Source organism: Amycolatopsis sp. AA4 (assembly GCF_002796545.1).
Taxonomy (GTDB): Bacteria; Actinomycetota; Actinomycetes; order Mycobacteriales; family Pseudonocardiaceae; genus Amycolatopsis.
In genome coordinates this window covers 2,030,716-2,049,219 of the sequence record NZ_CP024894.1, presented here as the reverse complement: position 1 = coordinate 2,049,219, position 18,504 = coordinate 2,030,716, and the positions used below count along the sequence as shown (strand labels likewise).

Genomic DNA, 18,504 nt, shown 5'->3' with positions numbered 1-18,504 from the left:
GGCGGTGTACGCCATGCAGTACGAGATCGACCTGCCCGCCGGATACGACATCGAACACCGGGTCGCGACCCGGGGCCACCGCACCGACGAGTTCCCCGGACTGGGGCTCAAGGCATATCTGGTGCGCGACAACCAGTACGCCCCGTTCTATCTCTGGGCCGACACCGCCGGAATGAGCCGATTCCTTTGGGGCGGCGGCGGATTCGAAGGAATAGTCCAGGATTTCGGCCGACCGCCCGTGCGGCATTGGACCGGTGCGCGCTGCCTGGCCGGTCCCGCACGAGCGAGCACGCCGAAGTTCGCGACCAAACGCGTAGGGCAGTTTCCGGAAGACTTCGACCGCGAACTCGAGCAACTGGCCCGAAACCCGGCTGTGCACACCACCGCGCTGGTCATCGACCCGCGGAGCTGGGAATCCGTGCGCTTCACCCTCTGGACCGCCGCCCCGACCGAGGACGCCGACGTCCAGTACCGCGTGCTTCACCTGTCCCGTCCGAACATCGACCAGTTGAGCTGAGGTCCCCATGCCGCTCGTCCGCATCGACGTGCTGTCCGAACCCAACGCCGACCGCCTGCCCGCCATCGGCGAAGCCGTGCACCAGGCCATGACCGAAACCATCGACGTCCCGGTCGACGACCGGTTCCAGATCATGAACAGCCACGCGCCCGGCCGCTTGCGGTACGACCCGAGCTATTTCGGCGTCCAGCGCGACGACGACATCGTGTACATCGCCATCACGATGCGCGCCGGCCGCACCGACGAGCAGAAAACGGCGCTGTACCGGCGAGCGACCGAACTCATCGCCGAGTCGACCGGGATCGAACCGCGGAACGTCTTCTTCAGCTTGACCGAAAACCACGAGGTGGACTGGTCGTTCGGCGACGGCGTCGCGCAGATGCTGCGCTGACGCCTCCCTGTTGCGTCACAAGAGAATGACGGTGCGCTCGCCGGGTGCGTCCTGGTTCGCCCACGCCGCCTCGACCTGGTCGAGCGGGAACGGACGCGGACGCACGGCCATGCCGCCCGCGGCGATCGCGGCGACCAGCTCGGTGAACTCCCGCTGCATGACCTCCGGTTCCACTGCGCCGAAACCACTGCCGAGGACCCGGAACGCGTTGGAGCGCATCTCGTGCCCGGACAACGTGATCGAGTCGCCGCCCATGCCGCCGATCTGCACCCAGTCGAGCAAGCGAGTGTGCTGAGTACGCGCTCCGAGGACGGCGCGCATGGCGAGTTCGGTCGGCGGCCCCCACACGTAGTCCAGGACCACGTCGACCTCCGCGGCGGCCTCGGCGAACGCGGCCGCGGTGGCGTCCTCGTTGGGAACGAGCTGGACAACCGCGTCCGCGCCGTCTGCCGCCAACTCGTCGAGGCGGGCGCGGTCGCGTCCGGCGGCGATCACCCGTCCCGCGCCGAGGTGTTTGGCGACCTTGACGGCCGTCGAACCCGCGTTGCCGGTCGCGCCGTGCACCAGAACCGACTGCCCGGCCTCGAACGGCACGCGGGTGCGCAGCGCGGTCCACGACGACAAGGCGGGGTTCATGGTGGCTGCCAGGACCGCGGGATCGGCACCTTCCGGGACCGGGATGAGCGCGGCCGGATCGACCACGATGCGCTCGGCCAGGCTGCCGGCGCCCATGGTCATGACGTAGCCGAGGCTGCCGTCCGCCCGGCGGACGACCGCGTCCGCACCCGCCAGCGCGGGCAGGGTCTTGGGGCTCGTGTAGTGCTTGCCGGCGGCGATGCCGCGAGTGGCCGGGTGCACGCCGACGGCGAGGACGTCCACCACCTCCTGGCCGGAGGCAGCCTCGGGAGCGGGGACGGAGCGGTAGTGCGGAGGTTCGTCGAAGGACTCCACGAGCGCGGCGTTGATCATGGACATGCTGGTTCCCTTTACGCGGTCGAGCACCGTTTAGAAACGGCTCCGTATCTTACGGTTCCGAGCGTACGACCGCGGGTTAAGATACGCAAGCGGGTCTAACCGTCTGGCTGAACGCGAACGTCCGGAGGGCAGTGGTGAGCGAGCAACGGCGCACGGAGGGCACTCCGACCCGACGCAGGGGTGTCGCCTTGGAAAACGCGCTCATCGACGCTGCCTGGGAGGTGCTGGTCGAGCAGGGCTATCACGGTTTCACCTACGAGGCCGTCGCGGCGCGCGCCGGGACCAGCAAGCCGGTGCTCTACCGGCGCTGGCCGCGGCGCGAGGACCTCCTCGTCGCCACACTCGCCCGGCACTGGCGTCCGCTCGACCTCCCCGACACCGGCACCCTGCGCGAGGACGCCCTCGCCCTCCTGCGCGCGGTCAACGCCGAGCGGGCCCGCACGGTGGTCCTCCTGCACCTTCAGCTGGCGGACTACTTCCGCGAGACCGGCACCAGTTTCAGCGACCTGCGCGGCCGTCTTCGCCTCGCGGACCAGCCTCCGCCCTTCGTGACGCTCGTCGCCCGTGCCGTCGAGCGCGGCGAACTGACGGCGGAGCCCCGGCCCGAACGCGTGGTGAACCTGCCCTTCGACCTGGTGCGCCACGACATGCTGATGGCCATGGGCGGGGTGCCGGACGCGTCGATCGTCGAGATCGTGGACAAGGTGTGGCTGCCGCTGCTCGGCCTGCGTCGCGGCGACACGTAAGGCACCGGGTCGCGCTGGAGGACGTCTCCCGTCGTGGCGGACCTCCCGGACCTGCGCCTCCCGTTTGCCGAGCCCTCAACGGAAAGAGGGGGCGCGGCATGCGCCACGCCCCCTCATTTCACCGTCCGGTCAGCTGCAGCCGGAAGTAGCCCCGCAGCCCTCGCAGGCGTAGCACGATCCCGCGGGCCGCATCTTCGTTCCGCAGGTCATGCAGAGCGGGGCGTCCGCGGCCTTGCCGAGGTGGAGTTCCATCAGTTCGGCCGTGCTGTGCGCGTCGCGCGCCGGAGTGTCCGTTGTGGACTCTTCGGCGCGGGCGGGCGAAGCGTCCACGCTGCCGCGCAACGCGTCGAGGTCGAGGTTCTGGCCGCCGTAGTTCGCCTCGACCTCGGCCGAGCGCTCGTCCGCGGTGAAAATGCCCAGCTGGGCCCGCTTCTCGTACGGCAGGTAATCAAGCGCCAAGCGGCGGAACAGGTAGTCCATGACGCTCGTCGCGATCCGGATGTCCGGGTCGTCGGTCATGCCCGCCGGCTCGAAGCGCAGGTTCGAGAACTTCGAAACGTAGAACTCGAGCGGGATGCCGTGCTGCAGACCAACCGAGATGGACATCGAGAACGCGTCCATCACGCCGGACAGCGTGGAGCCCTGCTTGCCGAGCTTCACGAAGATCTCGCCGAGGCCGTCGTCCGGGTACGAGCCCGCGTGCAGGTAGCCCTCGGCGCCGCCGACGGTGAACGACACCGTCTGGCTCGGGCGCTTCTTCGGCAGGCGGCGGCGCACCGGACGGTATTCGACGACCTTCTCCGGCTCGGCCTCCGCGACGGCTTCCTTCTTCTTCGCCGTGGACAGCGGCTGGCCGACCTTGCAGTTGTCGCGGTAGATCGCGAGCGCCTTGAGGCCGAGTTTCCAGCCTTGGAAGTAAATCTCCTCGACGTCCTCGACGGTCGCCGACTCCGGCATGTTGACCGTCTTCGAGATCGCGCCCGAAATGAACGGCTGGACCGCGGCCATCATCCGCACGTGGCCCATCGGCGCGATGGACCGGTCGCCGACCGCGCAGTCGAACACCTCGTAGTGCTCGGGGCGCAGGCCCGGCGCGTCGACCACGTGGCCGTGCTGCGCGACGTACTCGACGATCGCCTCGACCTGCTCGGCCTGGTAGCCCAGCACCTTCAGCGCGCGCGGCACGGTCTGGTTCACGATCTGCATCGACCCGCCGCCGACGAGCTTCTTGAACTTCACCAGCGAGAAGTCCGGCTCGATGCCCGTGGTGTCGCAGTCCATCATGAAGCCGATGGTGCCGGTGGGCGCGAGCACCGAGGCCTGCGCGTTGCGCCAGCCGTTGCGCGTGCCCAGTTCGATGCCCTTCTGCCACTCCTCCGACGCGAGCGCGCGGACCGCGGCGTCGTTGCTGTGGTAGGTGCGGACGAGTTCGTTGGCCGCGGCGTGCTTGCGCATGACGCGCTGGTGCGCCTCGGCGTTGCGGGCGTAGCCCTCGTACGGTCCGACGACGCCGGCCAGCTCGGCCGAACGCCGGTAGGACACGCCGGTCATCAGGGACGTGATCGCGGCGGCGAGCGCGCGGCCGCCCTCGGAGTCGTACGCGTGGCCCAGCGCCATCAGCAGCGCGCCGAGGTTGGCGTAGCCGATGCCGAGCTGGCGGAACTTGCGCGTGGTGTCGGCGATCGGCTCGGTCGGGAAGTCGGCGAAGCAGATCGAGATGTCCATCGCGGTGATGACGAACTCGACGGCCTTCGCGAACAGCGGCGCGTCGAACGTGCCGTCGTCCGAGACGAACTTCAGCAGGTTGAGCGACGCGAGGTTGCAGCTTGAGTTGTCGAGGTGCATGTACTCGCTGCACGGGTTCGACGCGGTGATCCGGCCCGATTCGGGGCAGGTGTGCCAGTCGTTGATCGTGCTGTCGTACTGGACGCCCGGGTCGGCGCATTCCCACGCCGCCTGCGCCATGCTGCGGAACAGCTTCTTCGCGTCGGTGCGGTCGATGACCTCGCCGGTGAGCCGGGCGCGCAGGCCGAAGTCCGTGCCGTTCTCGACGGCGTGCATGAACTCGTCGGACACGCGGACCGAGTTGTTCGCGTTCTGGTACTGCACCGAGGAAATGTCGGAGCCGGAGAGGTCCATGTCGAACCCGGCGTCGCGGAGGACCTTGATCTTCTCCTCTTCGCGCGCCTTGGTCTGGATGAACTCCTCGATGTCCGGGTGGTCGACGTCGAGCACGACCATCTTCGCCGCGCGCCGGGTGGCGCCGCCGGACTTGATGGTGCCCGCGGACGCGTCGGCGCCGCGCATGAACGAGACCGGGCCGGACGCGGTGCCGCCGGAGGTGAGCAGTTCCTTCGAGGACCGGATGCGCGACAGGTTGAGGCCCGCGCCGGAACCGCCCTTGAAGATCAGGCCTTCCTCGCGGTACCAGTTGAGGATCGACTCCATCGTGTCGTCGACGGCGAGGATGAAGCAGGCGGACACCTGCTGCTTCGACGACGTGCCGACGTTGAACCACACCGGCGAGTTGAAGCTGAAGACCTGGTGCAGCAGCATCCAGGTGAGCTCGTGCTCGAAGATCTCGAGGTCGGACGGACCGGCGAAGTAGTCGTGCTCGGCGGCGGCCTTGACGTAGGTGCGCACCACGCGGTCGATCAGCTGCTTGAGGCTGCTCTCGCGCTGCGGGCTGCCGACCGCGCCGCGGAAGTACTTGCTGGTGACGATGTTGGTCGCGTTGACCGACCAGAACTCGGGGAATTCGACCCCGCGCTGCTCGAAGTTGACGCTGCCGTCGCGCCAGTTCGTCATGACGACGTCGCGGGTCTCCCACGCGACCTCGTCGTAGGGGTGGGTCCCCTCGGTGGTGAAGACCCGCCGGACGGTGAGGCCCTTGTTCGGCTTCTTGTTCTGTCCGGCCGCGGCGCCGGTTCCCACGGTTTCGGTCATGCGGTCCTGTCCCTCGCTCCCCGCGACCCGGTGACGGCTCAGTCGTCCCCGGCGCGCTCGCTTTCCTGGTCCTCCGCAGTTCCCGCCATGGCTTTCCGCAGGTCCGAGATCTCCTTCTCGAAGTCCTCGACCGAGGAGAAGGAGCGGTAGACGCTGGCGAACCGGAGATACGCGACGCCGTCCAGTTCGCGCAGCGGGCCGAGGATGGCGAGGCCGACCTCGTGGCTGGGGATCTCGGCCAGCCCGGCGGACCGGATCGACTCCTCCACGCGCTGCGCGAGCTTCTGCAGCGCGTCGTCGTCGACCGGACGGCCCTGGCAGGCCCTCCGCACGCCGTTGACCACCTTGTCCCGGCTGAACTGCTCGGTGGCACCGGACCGTTTGACCACGGCCAGCACCATCGTCTCCGACGTGGTGAAACGCCGTCCGCACTCGGCGCACGAACGCCGCCGCCGGATCGCCTGTCCCTCGTCCACCTCTCGGGAGTCGACGACCCGAGAGTCCGCATGCCGGCAGAACGGGCACCTCATCCGCCGATCACCTTCCCCTCCGCGCCGGTCGATTCCTGTCCCAACCGGCCCCTGCCGCCACGCTACGGCCTGGACCGCGGTCACCGCGCGCGACCCCGCGCCTGGTGATCGACTTGTGGACATCCGGTGGGCAACTGCCGGCCGGCTGTGGACAACTGCCGCCAGTCTACCCCTACCTGTGGACCAACTACAGCGGTGTAACTACTAGATATAGGGGTAGACCTTAGATCGCCTCCGGGGCGGGCGCAAGAAACCCGAGAGGGTGAAAGACCGGTTGCGCAAGAGGCGACCGGGTGATCTCCGACAGTCATGACCCGGCGGCGCCCGTTTCCCCGCCCGACCCTTCGCCTGAACCCGAGCCGGACCAGGCGACCGGCACGGTGAGCGGCATGCCGGGCAGCAGGGCGGTGTCGTCGAGGTTGTTGAGCTCCTTGATGCGTTCGACGACCGCGCTCTGGTCGGCGTTCGGCGCGAACCGGGCGGCGAGAGCCCCGAGCGAATCGCCGGGCTGCACGGAAACGGACGCGGTCCGCGACGGCACCGGACCGCTGGACACTCCGGAACCGAACACGCCGAGCCCGGTGACGATGAGGCAGGCGACGAAAGCGATCGCGAACAACCACGGCCACCGCACCGACGGCCGGGCCGCGGACTTGCACGCGACGCCGCCGCGCTGCCCGGCGAGGACCCGCTCCCGAGACGGCGGCCGCAACGGCTCGCCGCGGCGCTCCCGCGCGGTGCGGCCGGGATTGGCCGGGAACGCGGCGGGAATGTGCCGGACGGCGGTGCGGCTGCGAGGTTTTCGGGACTCGCGGACCGGGGCTTCGGTCTCGACCGCCGAGGGGGCCGAGGTCTGGAATCCGGCTCGCTCGACCGACGTCTGGAACCCAGCCCGCTCGACGGACCGAACGGCGGCGGCGGACCGCAGCGCGGAAAGCTCGCCTGTCATTCCCCGTGCGCCTCGCTCACCAGAGAGCGCGAAAGCCGCGGATTCCCTCTCCGACCGCGTGCCGACCCGCGCCGCAATCTCGCCCGTCGACCGCGCGCCCCGCCCGACCGGCAACGATTCGACGGAAGCCGTGAACTCCCCCGCCGCCCGCGCGCCGACGTGCCCGTCAACGCGTCCGAACGCACCGTCCGGCAGCGACGGTTCGGAAGCGGGCAGCTCGCCACCGGCGAGCCCCGCCTCTGCCGCCGCTCGCCAGGCGCGCCGCCGCCCGGGCTCGCCACGCGAACCTCCCCGCGACTCGCCCGCGCCCCGGGCCCGCCGCGAATCGTCGTGACCGGCTTCGCCGCGCGAACCTCGCCGGGATTCGCCGCCACTGCAACCCTGCGAGTCGCTTCGGCCCTGCTCGCCGCGCGAACCGTTGCCGGACCGCGCCGTGCCGACGCCGCGTCGGGCACCGGTCCGGCCGCGAAGCTCCACCACCTCGGCGGAACCGCCCGCCGAGCCCGGATCAGCGCCGGATCCGGCCTCGGCGCCCTCCCGAACACCATCCTTTCGGGTGGCTTCCAGGCGCTCCGAACCGCGCCGCGACCGGCGTGCCGGACCGCCCGGCCCGGGTTCCCTCCGGGACGGGGCCGCTCCGTCCGGCGCGGCGCCGTCCTCGGCGGGGCGGACGGCGGGGACGGGCCGAAGCGGGCGGACGAGCCCTCGATCTGCCAGGATCGACATCGCGGAACCTCCTCATGACCTGCGGATCCGTCCGGTCCGGGCCGTACACCTGCGCCGCAGCGGTCCAGATCGAACAGGCGTTCTATCGAACGTCCGTGCGAAGGTCTACCACCCCGCACCGACAAAATCGAGAGGACACGGCGTGTCGATCGAACAGATGTTTGAAATCGTCGCGCGCGGTGACTAACGTCGGTGACCAGGACATCTGCCGGACCGGCTCCGGCGGGTGCCGCCGGACGGGCGTTCGCGGAAAACGCGGATCCCGGACCGGCGCACGCGGACACGCGCGGGACGCCGACACGGCGACCGCGGGACGGCTGGAGGCGACGCAGCGTTGGAGAAGGACACGGTGAAGGGCACCGCGGCGAAGGGGGCCAAGGCGGCCTCGCGGGGCAAGGCGTCCGCACAATCCGCGCGCGAGTCCGGCCACGAGAGCACGGGGAAGGTGAGCGCCATGCCGGAGGTGTACGACGTGGACGAGACGCTGACCGTCCGCCAGCAGCAGGTGCTCGACGTCATCCGCACCTGGGTGAGCCGCTTCGGCTACCCGCCGAGCGTGCGCGAGATCGGCGAGGCGGTGGGGCTCACGTCCACGTCGTCGGTGTCGCATCAGCTGCGCGCGCTGCAGCGCAAGGGCTATCTGCGCCGCGACGCCAACCGCCCGCGCGCGGTGGGCGTGCTCGCGTCCACGGACGACAACCCGATGGGCATCGAGATGGACCAGCAGCCGTCCGTCCCGAAGGCGGCGTACGTGCCGCTGGTCGGCCGGATCGCAGCGGGCGGTCCGGTGCTCGCCGAACAGGCCGTCGAGGATGTTTTCCCGCTGCCGCGCGAAATCGTCGGCGAGGGCGAACTGTTCCTGCTGAGCGTCACCGGCGACTCGATGGTCGACGCCGCCATCACCGACGGCGACTGGGTCGTCGTCCGCCAGCAGCCCGCCGCGGAGAACGGGGACATCGTCGCCGCGATGATCGACGGCGAGGCCACGGTGAAAACGTTCAAGCGCAAGGACGGACACGTGTGGCTGATGCCGCACAACGAGGCGTACGAGCCCATCCCCGGTGACGACGCTTCGATCCTGGGCAAGGTGGTAGCGGTGCTGCGCCGACTCTGAGACATGGTTCGCTCCCCTCACCCCTGCCCCAGGGCCCAGGCGAGGGGAGCGAGCAACCCCGCCCGGGCTCGGGTTTCGCCGACAGCCGGGGATGGTTGCGCGAGGTCAGGTACAGAGGCAGGCCTGAAGCCACGGCACATCGGCGGCTGAACCTCCTCGAGAGCGGTGGCACGCAGCAGCGACGGCACTCCAGGAGCGATGCCGTGCCAGGTGCGGCTGCGCACCATCAGCACCGTCGCGCCCGACCCGGCGTCCCACCGCGAGCAGTCCCGCGCCCGATGCAGCAGCACACCACGAGCACCGCCAGGCCTGATCCGGCAGCGCAGCAGGGCGATTCCGTCGAGGGCGCGGTGCGGCGTCAGCGGTGGCACGCCAGGAGCGATACCGCTTCGGAAGCGGCGCAGTGTCAGCGCGTCCGGAGTCAGCACCTCTGCGGGAACGGCACGGCACAGACGCCGGGCCAGGAGCGAACACCACCGCCGACACGCGCAGCACAGACGCCAGGCCAAGAGCGAACACCGGCCACCTCCCCCGGGGCGCGCACCGGGCCAAGAGCGAACGCCCTTACCGGACCAGAGCGGCATAGGCACCGGGTCGAGAGCGAACATCCCTCCTGGAACGGCGCGGCATAGGCATCAAGCCCGGAGCAAGCACCGCCGTCAGAGCAGCGCGGCACAAGCACCGCGCCAGGAGCAAGCACCCCTGCCAGAACAGTGCGGCACCGGCAGCAGGTCCGGAGCAAGCGCTACTGCCGAAACGGCGCGGCACAGGCGGCAGGTCAGGAGCGGCGGCGTTTCCTGGCCATCAGGACCCACGCGGCAAGAACGACCACTGCGGCAACGGCAGCCACGGCAACGGGACCGAGCGGGAACCCGCCGGAGTCCTCGTCGGCTGGCTGAGGCGCAGCGGCACCACCGGGCTTCGGCGCGGGCGCTTGTGGCGTGACCAAACCCGTCGCGTTCTTGATCGCCCGCACCGGCTCTCCGACGCCTTCGCTCGCGGACAGCAAAGTCCCGTCGGGCTCGAAAGCAATGGCTTCGCCCTGCTTCTCGTTCGGCAACGGAATCCGCACGGGTTCGCGTTGCAACGCTGCCGCCACGTCGCCGTCTGGGGCTGCGTACAGATATGCGTCCGTGTACGTCCGCAGGGCGATGACCTTTCCGTCCGCGCTCGTCGCGCCTCCGGTGATCAGCGCCGAACCGAAGGAGCCCACCGGGCCGCCGGGCGTGTCGGTGCTGTGGACGCGCAGAGTGCCGACCTGCTCCAGTTTCGTCGGACCGGGGGTCGCCAAAGGGCCTGACGGCCGGTAGACCTTCGAGGTGCCCAGTAGATCCTTGGTCACCAGGAACGGCGTGCCGGACTGGTCGAGAAGCAGAGTTTCGGTGTCGTGCGGACCGTCCGGGTAAGTCAGGCGGTGCACGACGGCCGCTCCGCCAGTCGGTTTCAGTTCCAGCAGAGCGACGGTTTCGCGTTTAGCGCGATTGTCGCCGGTGTCCGAGAGCCACAGGGTGCCGTCCTTGCCGCGGGCGAGGTCCTCGACGTCGTACGGATCCGTCGGATCGGTCAGGACGTCCTTGACCTGGCATTTCCGGTCCAGCACGAAGACCTGCACCTTCGTGCCGCCGTCGTTGATCGCGTACCAGTGCTCGCCGTCGGAGACCAGGCCGGACAGTTCGTCGAGGCGCTTGTCCTTCACCTGGCAGAGGGTTTCCGGGGCAGGAGCAGAAGCCGCCACAGCCGGGACCGCTCCCGCGAGCATCAGGACAGCCGTCAGTGCCAGGACGACCCGCACCAGTTCACCTCCGTAGTGCACGGCCCGCTCGGACCGTGCACTACGAAGGACGTTCAGAGCGCCGAGACGTTGGTCTCGAACGCCCGCAGAGCCGCGGCCAGGTCGGCCCGCACCCGTACCTTCAGGCGCGTGCCGTCGGCGACGTGCTCCTCTTCCAGCACCTCGCCCTCCGCGTGCGCCCGGGACACGAGCTCGCCGCGCGAATACGGGACCAGCACGTCGATCACCAGTTCCGCCCGCGGCAGCCGCTCGGCCAGCACCTCGGCCAGGTCGGCCACGCCCGAACCGGTGCGCGCGGAGATTTGCACCGAACCGGGCAGCGCGTGCCGCAGCCGGGCCAGGGTGACGTCGTCGGCCGCGTCGGCCTTGTTGATCACCAGCAGCTCCGGCGGGAGCGGCTCCTTGCGGCTGCGGGTGATCTCGGCGAGCACCTCGCGGACCGCGTTGACCTGGTCCTCCGGGGCCGCGTCGGAACCGTCGACCACGTGCAGGAGCAGGTCGGCGTCGGCCGCCTCCTCCAGCGTCGAGCGGAACGCGTCCACCAGCTGGTGCGGCAGGTGCCGCACGAACCCGACGGTGTCGGTGAGGGTGAACGTGCGCCCGTCGGCCGTCTGCGCCCGGCGCGTGGTCGGGTCGAGGGTGGCGAACAGCGCGTCCTCCACCAGCACCCCGGCCCCGGTCAGGGCGTTGAGCAGGCTCGACTTGCCGGCGTTGGTGTAGCCGACGATCGCCACGCTCGGCACCTCGTTGGCCACGCGCTTGCCGCGCTTGGTCTCGCGGATGGTGTCCATCGCGGCGATCTCCCGGCGCAGCTTCGCCACGCGCTTGCTGATCCGCCGCCGGTCCGTCTCCAGCTTCGTTTCACCAGGCCCGCGCAGGCCCACGCCGCCGTTCGCGCCGCCCGCGCGGCCGCCGGCCTGCCGGGACAGCGCCGAACCCCACCCGCGCAGCCGCGGGACGAGGTACTGCAGCTGGGCCAGCTCGACCTGCGCCTTGCCCTCCTTGGACCGGGCGTGCTGGGCGAAGATGTCGAGGATCAGGGCGGTCCGGTCGATCACCTTGACCTTGACCTTCTCCTCCAGCTGGCGCAGCTGGCCGGGCGAAAGCTCGCCGTCGCAGATCACCGTGTCGGCTCCGGTCGCCACGACCACGTCGCGCAGCTCGCGGACCTTGCCGGACCCGACGTACGTCGCCGGGTCGGGCTTCTGCCGCCGCTGGACGAGGCCTTCGAGCACCTCCGAGCCCGCCGTCTCGGCCAGTCGCGCCAGTTCGGCCAGCGACGCCTCGGACTGCTGGGCGGTGCCTTCAGTCCACACGCCGACCAGCACGACGCGCTCCAGGCGAAGCTGCCGGTACTCGACCTCGGTGATGTCCTCGAGCTCGGTGGAGAGGCCCGCGACCCGGCGCAGCGACGCGCGGTCCTCGAGCTCCATCTCCCCGACCGAGGGGTCGTAGGGGTCGTTGTCGTCGTAAAAGTCTTCGTGTGTCTGTTCTGTCATCGTGCCTCCATGGTCCCACGTTTCGGCGCGGGAACCGAACGGATTACCTGCTGGGATAAACCGAGACGTACACGGCCGTGCGCTCCGAGGCCGGATCACGCGGTCTGGCCTTGAATTCCTCGAGCAATCCGGCGAGCCGCCGCTTGAACTCCGCGACCTCGTCGGCACCCACCTGGACCACGAGCCGGGTCGTGTCCGCCTCCGCCAGGTCCGCCTCGGCCATTTCGGCCAGGTAAGCCTCGAGCATCGCCTGGTTGACCGCCACCGCGTCCGCGTCCGCGTTGTCCAGCTGCCAGGAAAGCCCGGTGGACAGGTACGGGATCTCCTTCGCCCCGCGCGCGCCGCGGCGCGGTTCCTGCGGGACGAGAAATCCGGTGTCCACCAGCCGCCGCACGTGGTGCAGCGTCGTCGCCGGGTCGCGGCCGAGCCGCTCCGCCAGCTCCTTGTTCGTCATAGCTTCGAAGGAGGTCAACCGGATGATGCGCAGCCGTATTCCGGACGCGAGCGCGGCCGCCTCGGCTTCGGTGGAGGGACGTCGGTGCAACGACATGCCGAGCAGCCTAAACAAAGTGATTGACTCTTTCCAATCACTCCGCGACACTCGATCGGGTGCGTCGCGACTCACTCTTCTTCCACGCCGATTTCCGCAGGCTGTGGGCCGGGGACACGGCGAGCCAGCTGGGGATGTTCGTCGGGGTCACCGCCATTCCGCTGCTCGCCGCCGTCACGCTGGCCGCCACCCCGTTCGAGATGGGCCTGCTGACCATGGCCGAAACGCTCGGCTTCCTGGTCCTCGGCCTGCCCGCCGGCGTGTGGGTGGACCGGATGCGCAAGCGGCCGCTCATGCTCGCCGCCGACCTGGTCCGCGGGGTGCTGCTGCTCAGCGTCCCGCTCGCCTGGTGGGCCGGCGTGCTCACGATGGCGCAGGTGCTGGTGGTCGTGCTGTTCGTCGGCTTCGCCACGGTCTTCTTCGACGTCTCCTACCAGGCGTATCTCCCCGCGCTGGTCGGCCGCGAAAAGCTGCTGGAGGGCAACGCGAAGCTGCAGGGCGTGCAGTCGTCGGCGCAGATCGCCGGGCCGAGCCTCGCCGGCCTGCTCGTGCAGTTCGTCGGCGCGGCCAGCACGGTCCTGGTCACCGGGCTCGGCTATCTCACGTCCGCGCTGTGCCTGTGGCGCATCCGCACCGTCGAAACGCTCCCGGAACGCACCGAGCACGACCGCCTGGTGCCGCAGATGCTGGAAGGCCTGCGGTTCGTCGTCGCCGACCGGCCGCTGCGCGCGATCGTCGCCTGCACCGCCACGTCGAACTTCTTCGGCGGAGTGGTCCAGGCCGTCCAGGTGCTGTTCCTGACGCGCACGGCCGGGCTGAAACCGGCCGAGATCGGCGGCCTGCTCGCGGTGAGCGGCGTCGGCGGCATCGCGGCCGCGCTGTGCGCCGGGCCGATCATCCGCAAGATCGGGCAGGCCCGGTCGATCTGGCTGATTCCGGTGCTGTTCTGGCCGGGCGAACTCCTGGTCCTCGCCGCCCGGCCGGACTGGCGGATCGCGCTCGCCGGGCTCGGGATGGCCGCGTTCGGGTTCGGCGTGATCCTCTACAACATCGCGCAGGTCTCCTACCGCCAGGCGATCACGCCGGACCGGCTGCTGGGCCGGATGAACGCGAGCGTCCGGTTCGTCGTCTGGGGAGCGCTGCCCCTCGGCGGGCTGCTGGGCGGCGCGCTCGGCGAAGGGCTCGGGCTCGCCGGCACGCTGTGGATCGGGTCCGCCGGGCCGATCGCGGGCGCGCTGTGGGTGATCTGTTCGCCGCTGCGGCGCATGCGGGACCTGCCGACGGGCGGGGAAATCGCTGTACCCGCGCCGTAAAGTGCGGGCATGAACGAGAAGATCCCGCACAAAGTCGGCGTCGACGGCCTGACCGCCAAATGGGTACCGGTGTGGGAACGCGAAGGCGTATACCGGTTCGACCGGTCGCGCCCGGACGTCTACTCGATCGACACGCCGCCGCTGACCGCGAGCGGTTCGCTGCACATCGGGCACGTCTTCTCCTACACGCACACCGACGTTCTCGCGCGCTACCAGCGGATGCGCGGCCGTTCGGTCTTCTACCCGGTCGGCTGGGACGACAACGGCCTGCCCACCGAACGCCGCGTGCAGAACCACTTCGGCGTGCGCTGCGAGCCGTCGCTGCCCTACGACCTGTCCTTCGCTCCGCCGGAAAAGCCCGGCAAGAACGCGATTCCGGTGTCCCGGCGCAATTTCGTGGAACTGTGCCGCCAGCTGACCGAAACCGACGAGAAGGTGTTCGAGGAGGTCTGGCGGAGCATCGGGCTTTCGGTGGACTGGACGCTGGCGTACCAGACGATCGATCCGGCGACCACGGAGATCTCGCAGCGCGCGTTCCTGCGCAACCTCGCGCGCGGCGAGGCGTACCAATCCGAAGCCCCGACGCTGTGGGATGTCACCTTCCGCACCGCCGTCGCGCAGGCGGAACTGGAGGACCGCGAACGTCCGGGCGCGTATCACGACCTCGTGTTCACCGCCGGCGACGGCGCGGAGGTGCTCATCTCCACCACGCGGCCCGAATTGCTGCCCGCGTGCGTCGCACTGGTCGCGCATCCGGATGACGAGCGCTACCAAGGCCTTTTCGGGAAAACCGTGCGCACGCCGGTGTTCGGCGTCGAGGTTCCGGTGCACGCGCACCATCTCGCGGATCCGGAGAAGGGCACCGGCATCGCGATGGTCTGCACCTTCGGCGACACCACCGACGTCACCTGGTGGCGCGCGCTGCAGCTCGAAACGCGTCCGGTACTCGGCCGCGACGGCCGGTTCCGCTCGGAGCCGCCGCACGGCGTTCCGGCGGAGAAGTACGAACCCCTGGCGGGCAAGACTGTCCACACTGGACGCCAGATTGTGGTGGACCTCCTGCGGGAGGTGGGCGCCCTGCGCGGCGAGCCGAGGCCGATCACGCATCCGGTGAAGTTCTACGAAAAGGGCGACAAGCCGCTGGAAATCGTCACGAGCCGCCAGTGGTACCTGCGCAACGGCGGCCGCGACGACGCCCTGCGCGCGAAACTGCTGGAGCGCGGCGAGGAGCTGAACTGGGTCCCGCCGCACATGCGGGTCCGCTACCGCAGCTGGGTCGAGGGCCTGACCAGCGACTGGCTGGTCAGCCGCCAGCGGTTCTTCGGCGTGCCGATCCCGGTCTGGTACCCGCTGGACGCCGACGGCGAGCCGGACCACGACTCGGTGCTGACTCCCGAGGACGCGAGCCTGCCGGTGGACCCGAGCACCGACGTTCCGCCGGGCTACACCGAGGAACAGCGCGGCGTGCCGGGCGGGTTCGTCGCGGAGGCGGACGTGATGGACACCTGGGCGACGTCGTCTCTGACGCCGCAGATCGCCGGCCGCTGGAGCCTCGACGACGACCTGTTCCGCCGCGTGTTCCCGTTCTCGCTGCGGCCGCAGGCGCACGAGATCATCCGCACCTGGCTGTTCTCCACCGCGGTCCGCGCCGAACTGGAGGAAGGCGTGCTGCCGTGGCGCGACGCGGTGATCTCCGGCTGGGTGCTCGACCCGGACCGCAAGAAGATGTCGAAATCGGTCGGCAACGTCGTCACGCCGGCGGATCTCCTGGAGCGGCACGGTTCCGACGCGGTGCGCTACTGGGCGGCGAGCGCGCGGCCCGGCGTCGACACGGCGGTGGACGAAGGCCAGATGAAGGTCGGGCGACGGCTGGCGACGAAGCTGTTGAACGTGAGCAAATTCGTGCTCGGCCTCGGCGTCCCCAAGCCGGAATCGAGCGCGACCGAGCCGTTGGACCGGTCTGTGCTCGCTGCGCTGGCGAAGGTGATCGAGGAGGCCACCGCCGCGTTCGAAGCACTCGACCAGGCGCGTGCGTTGCAGGTGACCGAGACGTTCTTCTGGACGTTCTGCGACGACTACGTAGAGCTGGTCAAGGGCCGCGCGTACGGGGATCTCGGCGCGGAGGCGGCGGAATCGGCGCAGGTGGCGCTGCGGACGGTGCTGTCGGCATTGGTGCGGATGTTCGCGCCGGTGCTGCCGTTCGCCGCCGAGGAGATCTGGTCGTGGTGGCAGGAAGGTTCCGTGCACCAGGCGTCCTGGCCGACCGCGCCCGACGCGGACGGCGACGTCGCCTTGCTGCCGTTGGCCAGTTCCGTCATCGCCGCGGTGCGCCGGGCCAAGTCCGACGCGAAGGTGTCCATGCGGACCGCCATCGAGACGCTGTCGGTCACCGCTCCGGCGGACGTGCTCGAAGGCTTCGCCGGAATCGCCGAGGACGTCCGGACCGCCGGGGTGGTGAATTCCGTGGCCACCCAGGAGGGCGAGCTTTCGGTGGCGGTGACGATCAGCTGATCAAGCGCCCGCGGCGAGCCACCAGGCTTCGTCCAGCTCGCCGCGGGCCACGATCTCGGCCGGTCCGGTCAGCGTGGACTCGCCGCGCCCGACCGTGACCGACACCCGGCCGCCCGGGATGTCCACTGTGGACTCGCCGGTGTCCTTGCCCGCGAGGTGCAGAGAGGCGGCCACCGCGGCGACCGTGCCGGTGCCGCAGGCGCGCGTCTCCCCCACGCCGCGTTCGTGGACGCGCATCCGCAGCGCGCCCTCGCCGAGCACGTTGACGAACTCCAGGTTGACCCCGGCCGGGAAGAAGTCGTGGTCGAAATCGGGCTGGTCGCGCAGGTCGAGCCCGGCGATGTCGGTGTCGGTGACCGACACCAGGTGCGGGTTGCCGACGTTCACCGCGACCCCGGAAAACGGCTGCCCGGCCACCACGGTGACCGACGTGCCGGTGATCGCCGCCGGGCCCATCTGCACGGTGACCGAACGGTCCGGGTGCACGACGACCGGCCGGTCGCCCGCGCGGGTGCCGATGACGAACTCGCCCGCCTCGGCCAGTCCGGCGTCGACCAGGTAGCGCGCGAAAACGCGGGTGCCGTTGCCGCACATCTCGGCGATCGACCCGTCCGCGTTGCGGTAGTCCATGAACCACTCGCCGACGGATTCTTCGCCGATCGCCTTCGCCCGGACGACGCGCAGCACGCCGTCCGCGCCGATGCCCCGCTGCCGGTCGCACAGCGCCGCGACGCGCTCCGCCGTCAGGTCGAGGCGGCCGGCCGCGTCGGGCAGCAGCACGAAGTCGTTCTGCGTGCCGTGGCCCTTGAGGAATTCGATGCCGCCCATGCGTCCAGGCTACTGGTCGAGCGCGGCGAGGACCCGCGCGGCCAGGTCCGCCGATCCGCCGTCGAACCACTGGATCCGCTTGTCCCGGCGGAACCACGAACGCTGCCGCCGCACGAACCGGCGAGTGGCCTGCGCGGTCGCCGCCGCGGCCGCCGCGAAGTCGCCCTCGCCGTCCAGCTCGGCCAGCACCTGCTGGTAGCCCAGCGCCCGCGAAGCGGTTTTCCCGTCCCGCAGACCGCGTCCCAGCAACGCGCGCACCTCGTCCACGAGACCGGCCTCGAACATCCGCTCCACCCGCAGGTCGACGCGCTCGTCCAGCTCGGCGATCTCGCGGTCGATCCCGATCAGCACGGTGTCCCAGCGCGCCGGACCCGGTTTCGGCAGGTTCGCGGAGAACGGCTCGCCGGTGATCTCGATGACTTCCAGCGCGCGCACGATGCGGCGGGTGTTCGTGGGCAGGATCGCCGCCGCCGCGGCCGGGTCGCGCTCCCCCAGCCGGGTGTAGAGCGCGGCGGTGCCGAGTTCGGCCGCTTCTTCGTCGAGCCGTGCGCGCACCGCGGGATCGGTGCCGGGGAAACGGAGGTCGTCCAGGACCGCTTGCACGTACAGCCCCGAACCGCCGGTCAGCACCGGGACCCGGCCCGCGGCGAGAATCCGCTCGATCGTGCCGCGGGCGTCACGCTGATAGGCGGCGACCGACGCGGTCTCGGTCACGTCGAGTACGTCCAGCAGGTGGTGCGGGACCCCTCGCCGTTCCTCCGCCGTCGCTTTGGCGGTCCCGATGTCCATGCCCCGGTAGAGCTGGAGCGCGTCGGCGTTGACCACCTCGCCGTCCAGCGCCAGCGCGAGTTCGACGGCCAGCGCGGTCTTCCCGGTGGCGGTGGGGCCGACGACGGCCACCGGACGAGGCCGTTGAGCAGGGCTGATCACGCCGCAGAACGGTACCCGGCCGGGGCGGGACGCGGGCACGGAGCGTCAAGGAGAAGTAGGATCAACGCTTTCAGGCGGCTCACCCAGTACCACGGCGCGCGCTGAGCTGCTTGAATGCCGCTGGGGCCCCATGCCCCCGGCAGAGCACGACACCAGCGTAACCCGGCCCCGCTCCCGCGGCGGGGCG

The 18,504-nt window shown here is 70.3% G+C and carries 15 protein-coding genes; 6 read left to right on the top strand and 9 right to left on the bottom strand.

The window, feature by feature from the left end; genetic code table 11:
* The first annotated feature begins 13 nt into the window (after positions 1 to 13).
* Positions 14 to 517: a DUF4865 family protein gene (locus CU254_RS09785; RefSeq protein ID WP_199841123.1), complete on the top strand. Its 504-nt coding sequence runs from the start codon at positions 14 to 16 to the stop codon at positions 515 to 517.
* A gap of 7 nt (positions 518 to 524) precedes the next feature.
* Positions 525 to 908 (top strand): tautomerase family protein, encoded by a 384-nt coding sequence (locus tag CU254_RS09780; RefSeq protein WP_009075145.1) that lies wholly within the window; start codon positions 525 to 527, stop codon positions 906 to 908.
* Between the two features lie 15 nt (positions 909 to 923).
* Here CU254_RS09780 and CU254_RS09775 read toward each other — a convergent pair whose 3' ends face one another.
* Entirely contained in the window at positions 924 to 1,883 is a 960-nt protein-coding gene (locus CU254_RS09775; RefSeq protein WP_037713111.1) for a zinc-binding alcohol dehydrogenase family protein, read from the bottom strand.
* A 131-nt stretch (positions 1,884 to 2,014) separates the two neighbouring features.
* Here CU254_RS09775 and CU254_RS09770 point away from each other — a divergent pair, with 131 nt between their 5' ends.
* Positions 2,015 to 2,629 (top strand): TetR/AcrR family transcriptional regulator, encoded by a 615-nt coding sequence (locus tag CU254_RS09770; protein ID WP_009075140.1) that lies wholly within the window; start codon positions 2,015 to 2,017, stop codon positions 2,627 to 2,629.
* A gap of 129 nt (positions 2,630 to 2,758) precedes the next feature.
* On the opposite strand, the gene CU254_RS09765 is transcribed toward CU254_RS09770, so the two are convergent.
* From CU254_RS09765 to CU254_RS09755, 3 genes are all read right to left on the bottom strand, one after another.
* A complete protein-coding gene (locus CU254_RS09765) occupies positions 2,759 to 5,575 on the bottom strand; it encodes a vitamin B12-dependent ribonucleotide reductase (protein ID WP_009075138.1) in 2,817 nt (938 codons plus the stop codon).
* A 38-nt stretch (positions 5,576 to 5,613) separates the two neighbouring features.
* The gene (nrdR, locus tag CU254_RS09760) at positions 5,614 to 6,105 is read right to left on the bottom strand and encodes a transcriptional regulator NrdR (RefSeq protein ID WP_009075136.1); all 492 of its coding nucleotides are present in this window, start codon (positions 6,103 to 6,105) and stop codon (positions 5,614 to 5,616) included.
* Between the two features lie 307 nt (positions 6,106 to 6,412).
* On the bottom strand, positions 6,413 to 7,054 hold the full coding sequence (locus CU254_RS09755) for a LysM peptidoglycan-binding domain-containing protein (RefSeq protein ID WP_078561090.1): 642 nt from the start codon (positions 7,052 to 7,054) through the stop codon (positions 6,413 to 6,415).
* Positions 7,055 to 8,234: 1,180 nt separating this feature from the next.
* On the opposite strand from CU254_RS09755, the gene lexA reads away from it, so the two are divergent.
* Positions 8,235 to 8,894, top strand: a complete 660-nt coding sequence (lexA, locus tag CU254_RS09750) for a transcriptional repressor LexA (protein WP_037716852.1) — start codon at positions 8,235 to 8,237, stop codon at positions 8,892 to 8,894.
* 778 nt (positions 8,895 to 9,672) lie between these two features.
* On the opposite strand, the gene CU254_RS09745 is transcribed toward lexA, so the two are convergent.
* From CU254_RS09745 to CU254_RS09735, 3 genes are read right to left on the bottom strand one after another with little or no spacing between them, the layout of a single operon-like run.
* Entirely contained in the window at positions 9,673 to 10,686 is a 1,014-nt protein-coding gene (locus CU254_RS09745) for a hypothetical protein (protein WP_037713107.1), read from the bottom strand.
* Between the two features lie 53 nt (positions 10,687 to 10,739).
* Complete coding sequence (gene hflX, locus CU254_RS09740; RefSeq protein WP_009075123.1) at positions 10,740 to 12,185, bottom strand: GTPase HflX; 1,446 nt, start codon at positions 12,183 to 12,185, stop codon at positions 10,740 to 10,742.
* A 43-nt stretch (positions 12,186 to 12,228) separates the two neighbouring features.
* The gene (locus CU254_RS09735; protein ID WP_037713106.1) at positions 12,229 to 12,735 is read right to left on the bottom strand and encodes a transcriptional regulator; all 507 of its coding nucleotides are present in this window, start codon (positions 12,733 to 12,735) and stop codon (positions 12,229 to 12,231) included.
* Positions 12,736 to 12,794: 59 nt separating this feature from the next.
* On the opposite strand from CU254_RS09735, the gene CU254_RS09730 reads away from it, so the two are divergent.
* Complete coding sequence (locus CU254_RS09730) at positions 12,795 to 14,048, top strand: MFS transporter (RefSeq protein ID WP_037713104.1); 1,254 nt, start codon at positions 12,795 to 12,797, stop codon at positions 14,046 to 14,048.
* A 9-nt stretch (positions 14,049 to 14,057) separates the two neighbouring features.
* A complete protein-coding gene (gene valS, locus CU254_RS09725) occupies positions 14,058 to 16,559 on the top strand; it encodes a valine--tRNA ligase (RefSeq protein ID WP_009075118.1) in 2,502 nt (833 codons plus the stop codon).
* On the opposite strand, the gene dapF is transcribed toward valS, so the two are convergent.
* Both dapF and miaA read right to left on the bottom strand, forming a co-directional pair.
* On the bottom strand, positions 16,560 to 17,387 hold the full coding sequence (gene dapF, locus CU254_RS09720) for a diaminopimelate epimerase (RefSeq protein WP_009075115.1): 828 nt from the start codon (positions 17,385 to 17,387) through the stop codon (positions 16,560 to 16,562).
* 9 nt (positions 17,388 to 17,396) lie between these two features.
* The gene (miaA, locus tag CU254_RS09715) at positions 17,397 to 18,317 is read right to left on the bottom strand and encodes a tRNA (adenosine(37)-N6)-dimethylallyltransferase MiaA (RefSeq protein WP_009075114.1); all 921 of its coding nucleotides are present in this window, start codon (positions 18,315 to 18,317) and stop codon (positions 17,397 to 17,399) included.
* Positions 18,318 to 18,504 lie beyond the last annotated feature (187 nt).

Coding starts and splice junctions, on each gene's coding strand:
- CU254_RS09785 (WP_199841123.1), top strand. CDS start 14: ATGCAGTACGAGATCGACCTGCCCGCCGGATACGACATCGAACACCGG.
- CU254_RS09780 (WP_009075145.1), top strand. CDS start 525: ATGCCGCTCGTCCGCATCGACGTGCTGTCCGAACCCAACGCCGACCGC.
- CU254_RS09775 (WP_037713111.1), bottom strand. CDS start 1,883: ATGTCCATGATCAACGCCGCGCTCGTGGAGTCCTTCGACGAACCTCCG.
- CU254_RS09765 (WP_009075138.1), bottom strand. CDS start 5,575: ATGACCGAAACCGTGGGAACCGGCGCCGCGGCCGGACAGAACAAGAAG.
- nrdR (WP_009075136.1), bottom strand. CDS start 6,105: ATGAGGTGCCCGTTCTGCCGGCATGCGGACTCTCGGGTCGTCGACTCC.
- CU254_RS09755 (WP_078561090.1), bottom strand. CDS start 7,054: ATGACAGGCGAGCTTTCCGCGCTGCGGTCCGCCGCCGCCGTTCGGTCC.
- lexA (WP_037716852.1), top strand. CDS start 8,235: ATGCCGGAGGTGTACGACGTGGACGAGACGCTGACCGTCCGCCAGCAG.
- hflX (WP_009075123.1), bottom strand. CDS start 12,185: ATGACAGAACAGACACACGAAGACTTTTACGACGACAACGACCCCTAC.
- CU254_RS09735 (WP_037713106.1), bottom strand. CDS start 12,735: ATGTCGTTGCACCGACGTCCCTCCACCGAAGCCGAGGCGGCCGCGCTC.
- valS (WP_009075118.1), top strand. CDS start 14,058: ATGAACGAGAAGATCCCGCACAAAGTCGGCGTCGACGGCCTGACCGCC.
- dapF (WP_009075115.1), bottom strand. CDS start 17,387: ATGGGCGGCATCGAATTCCTCAAGGGCCACGGCACGCAGAACGACTTC.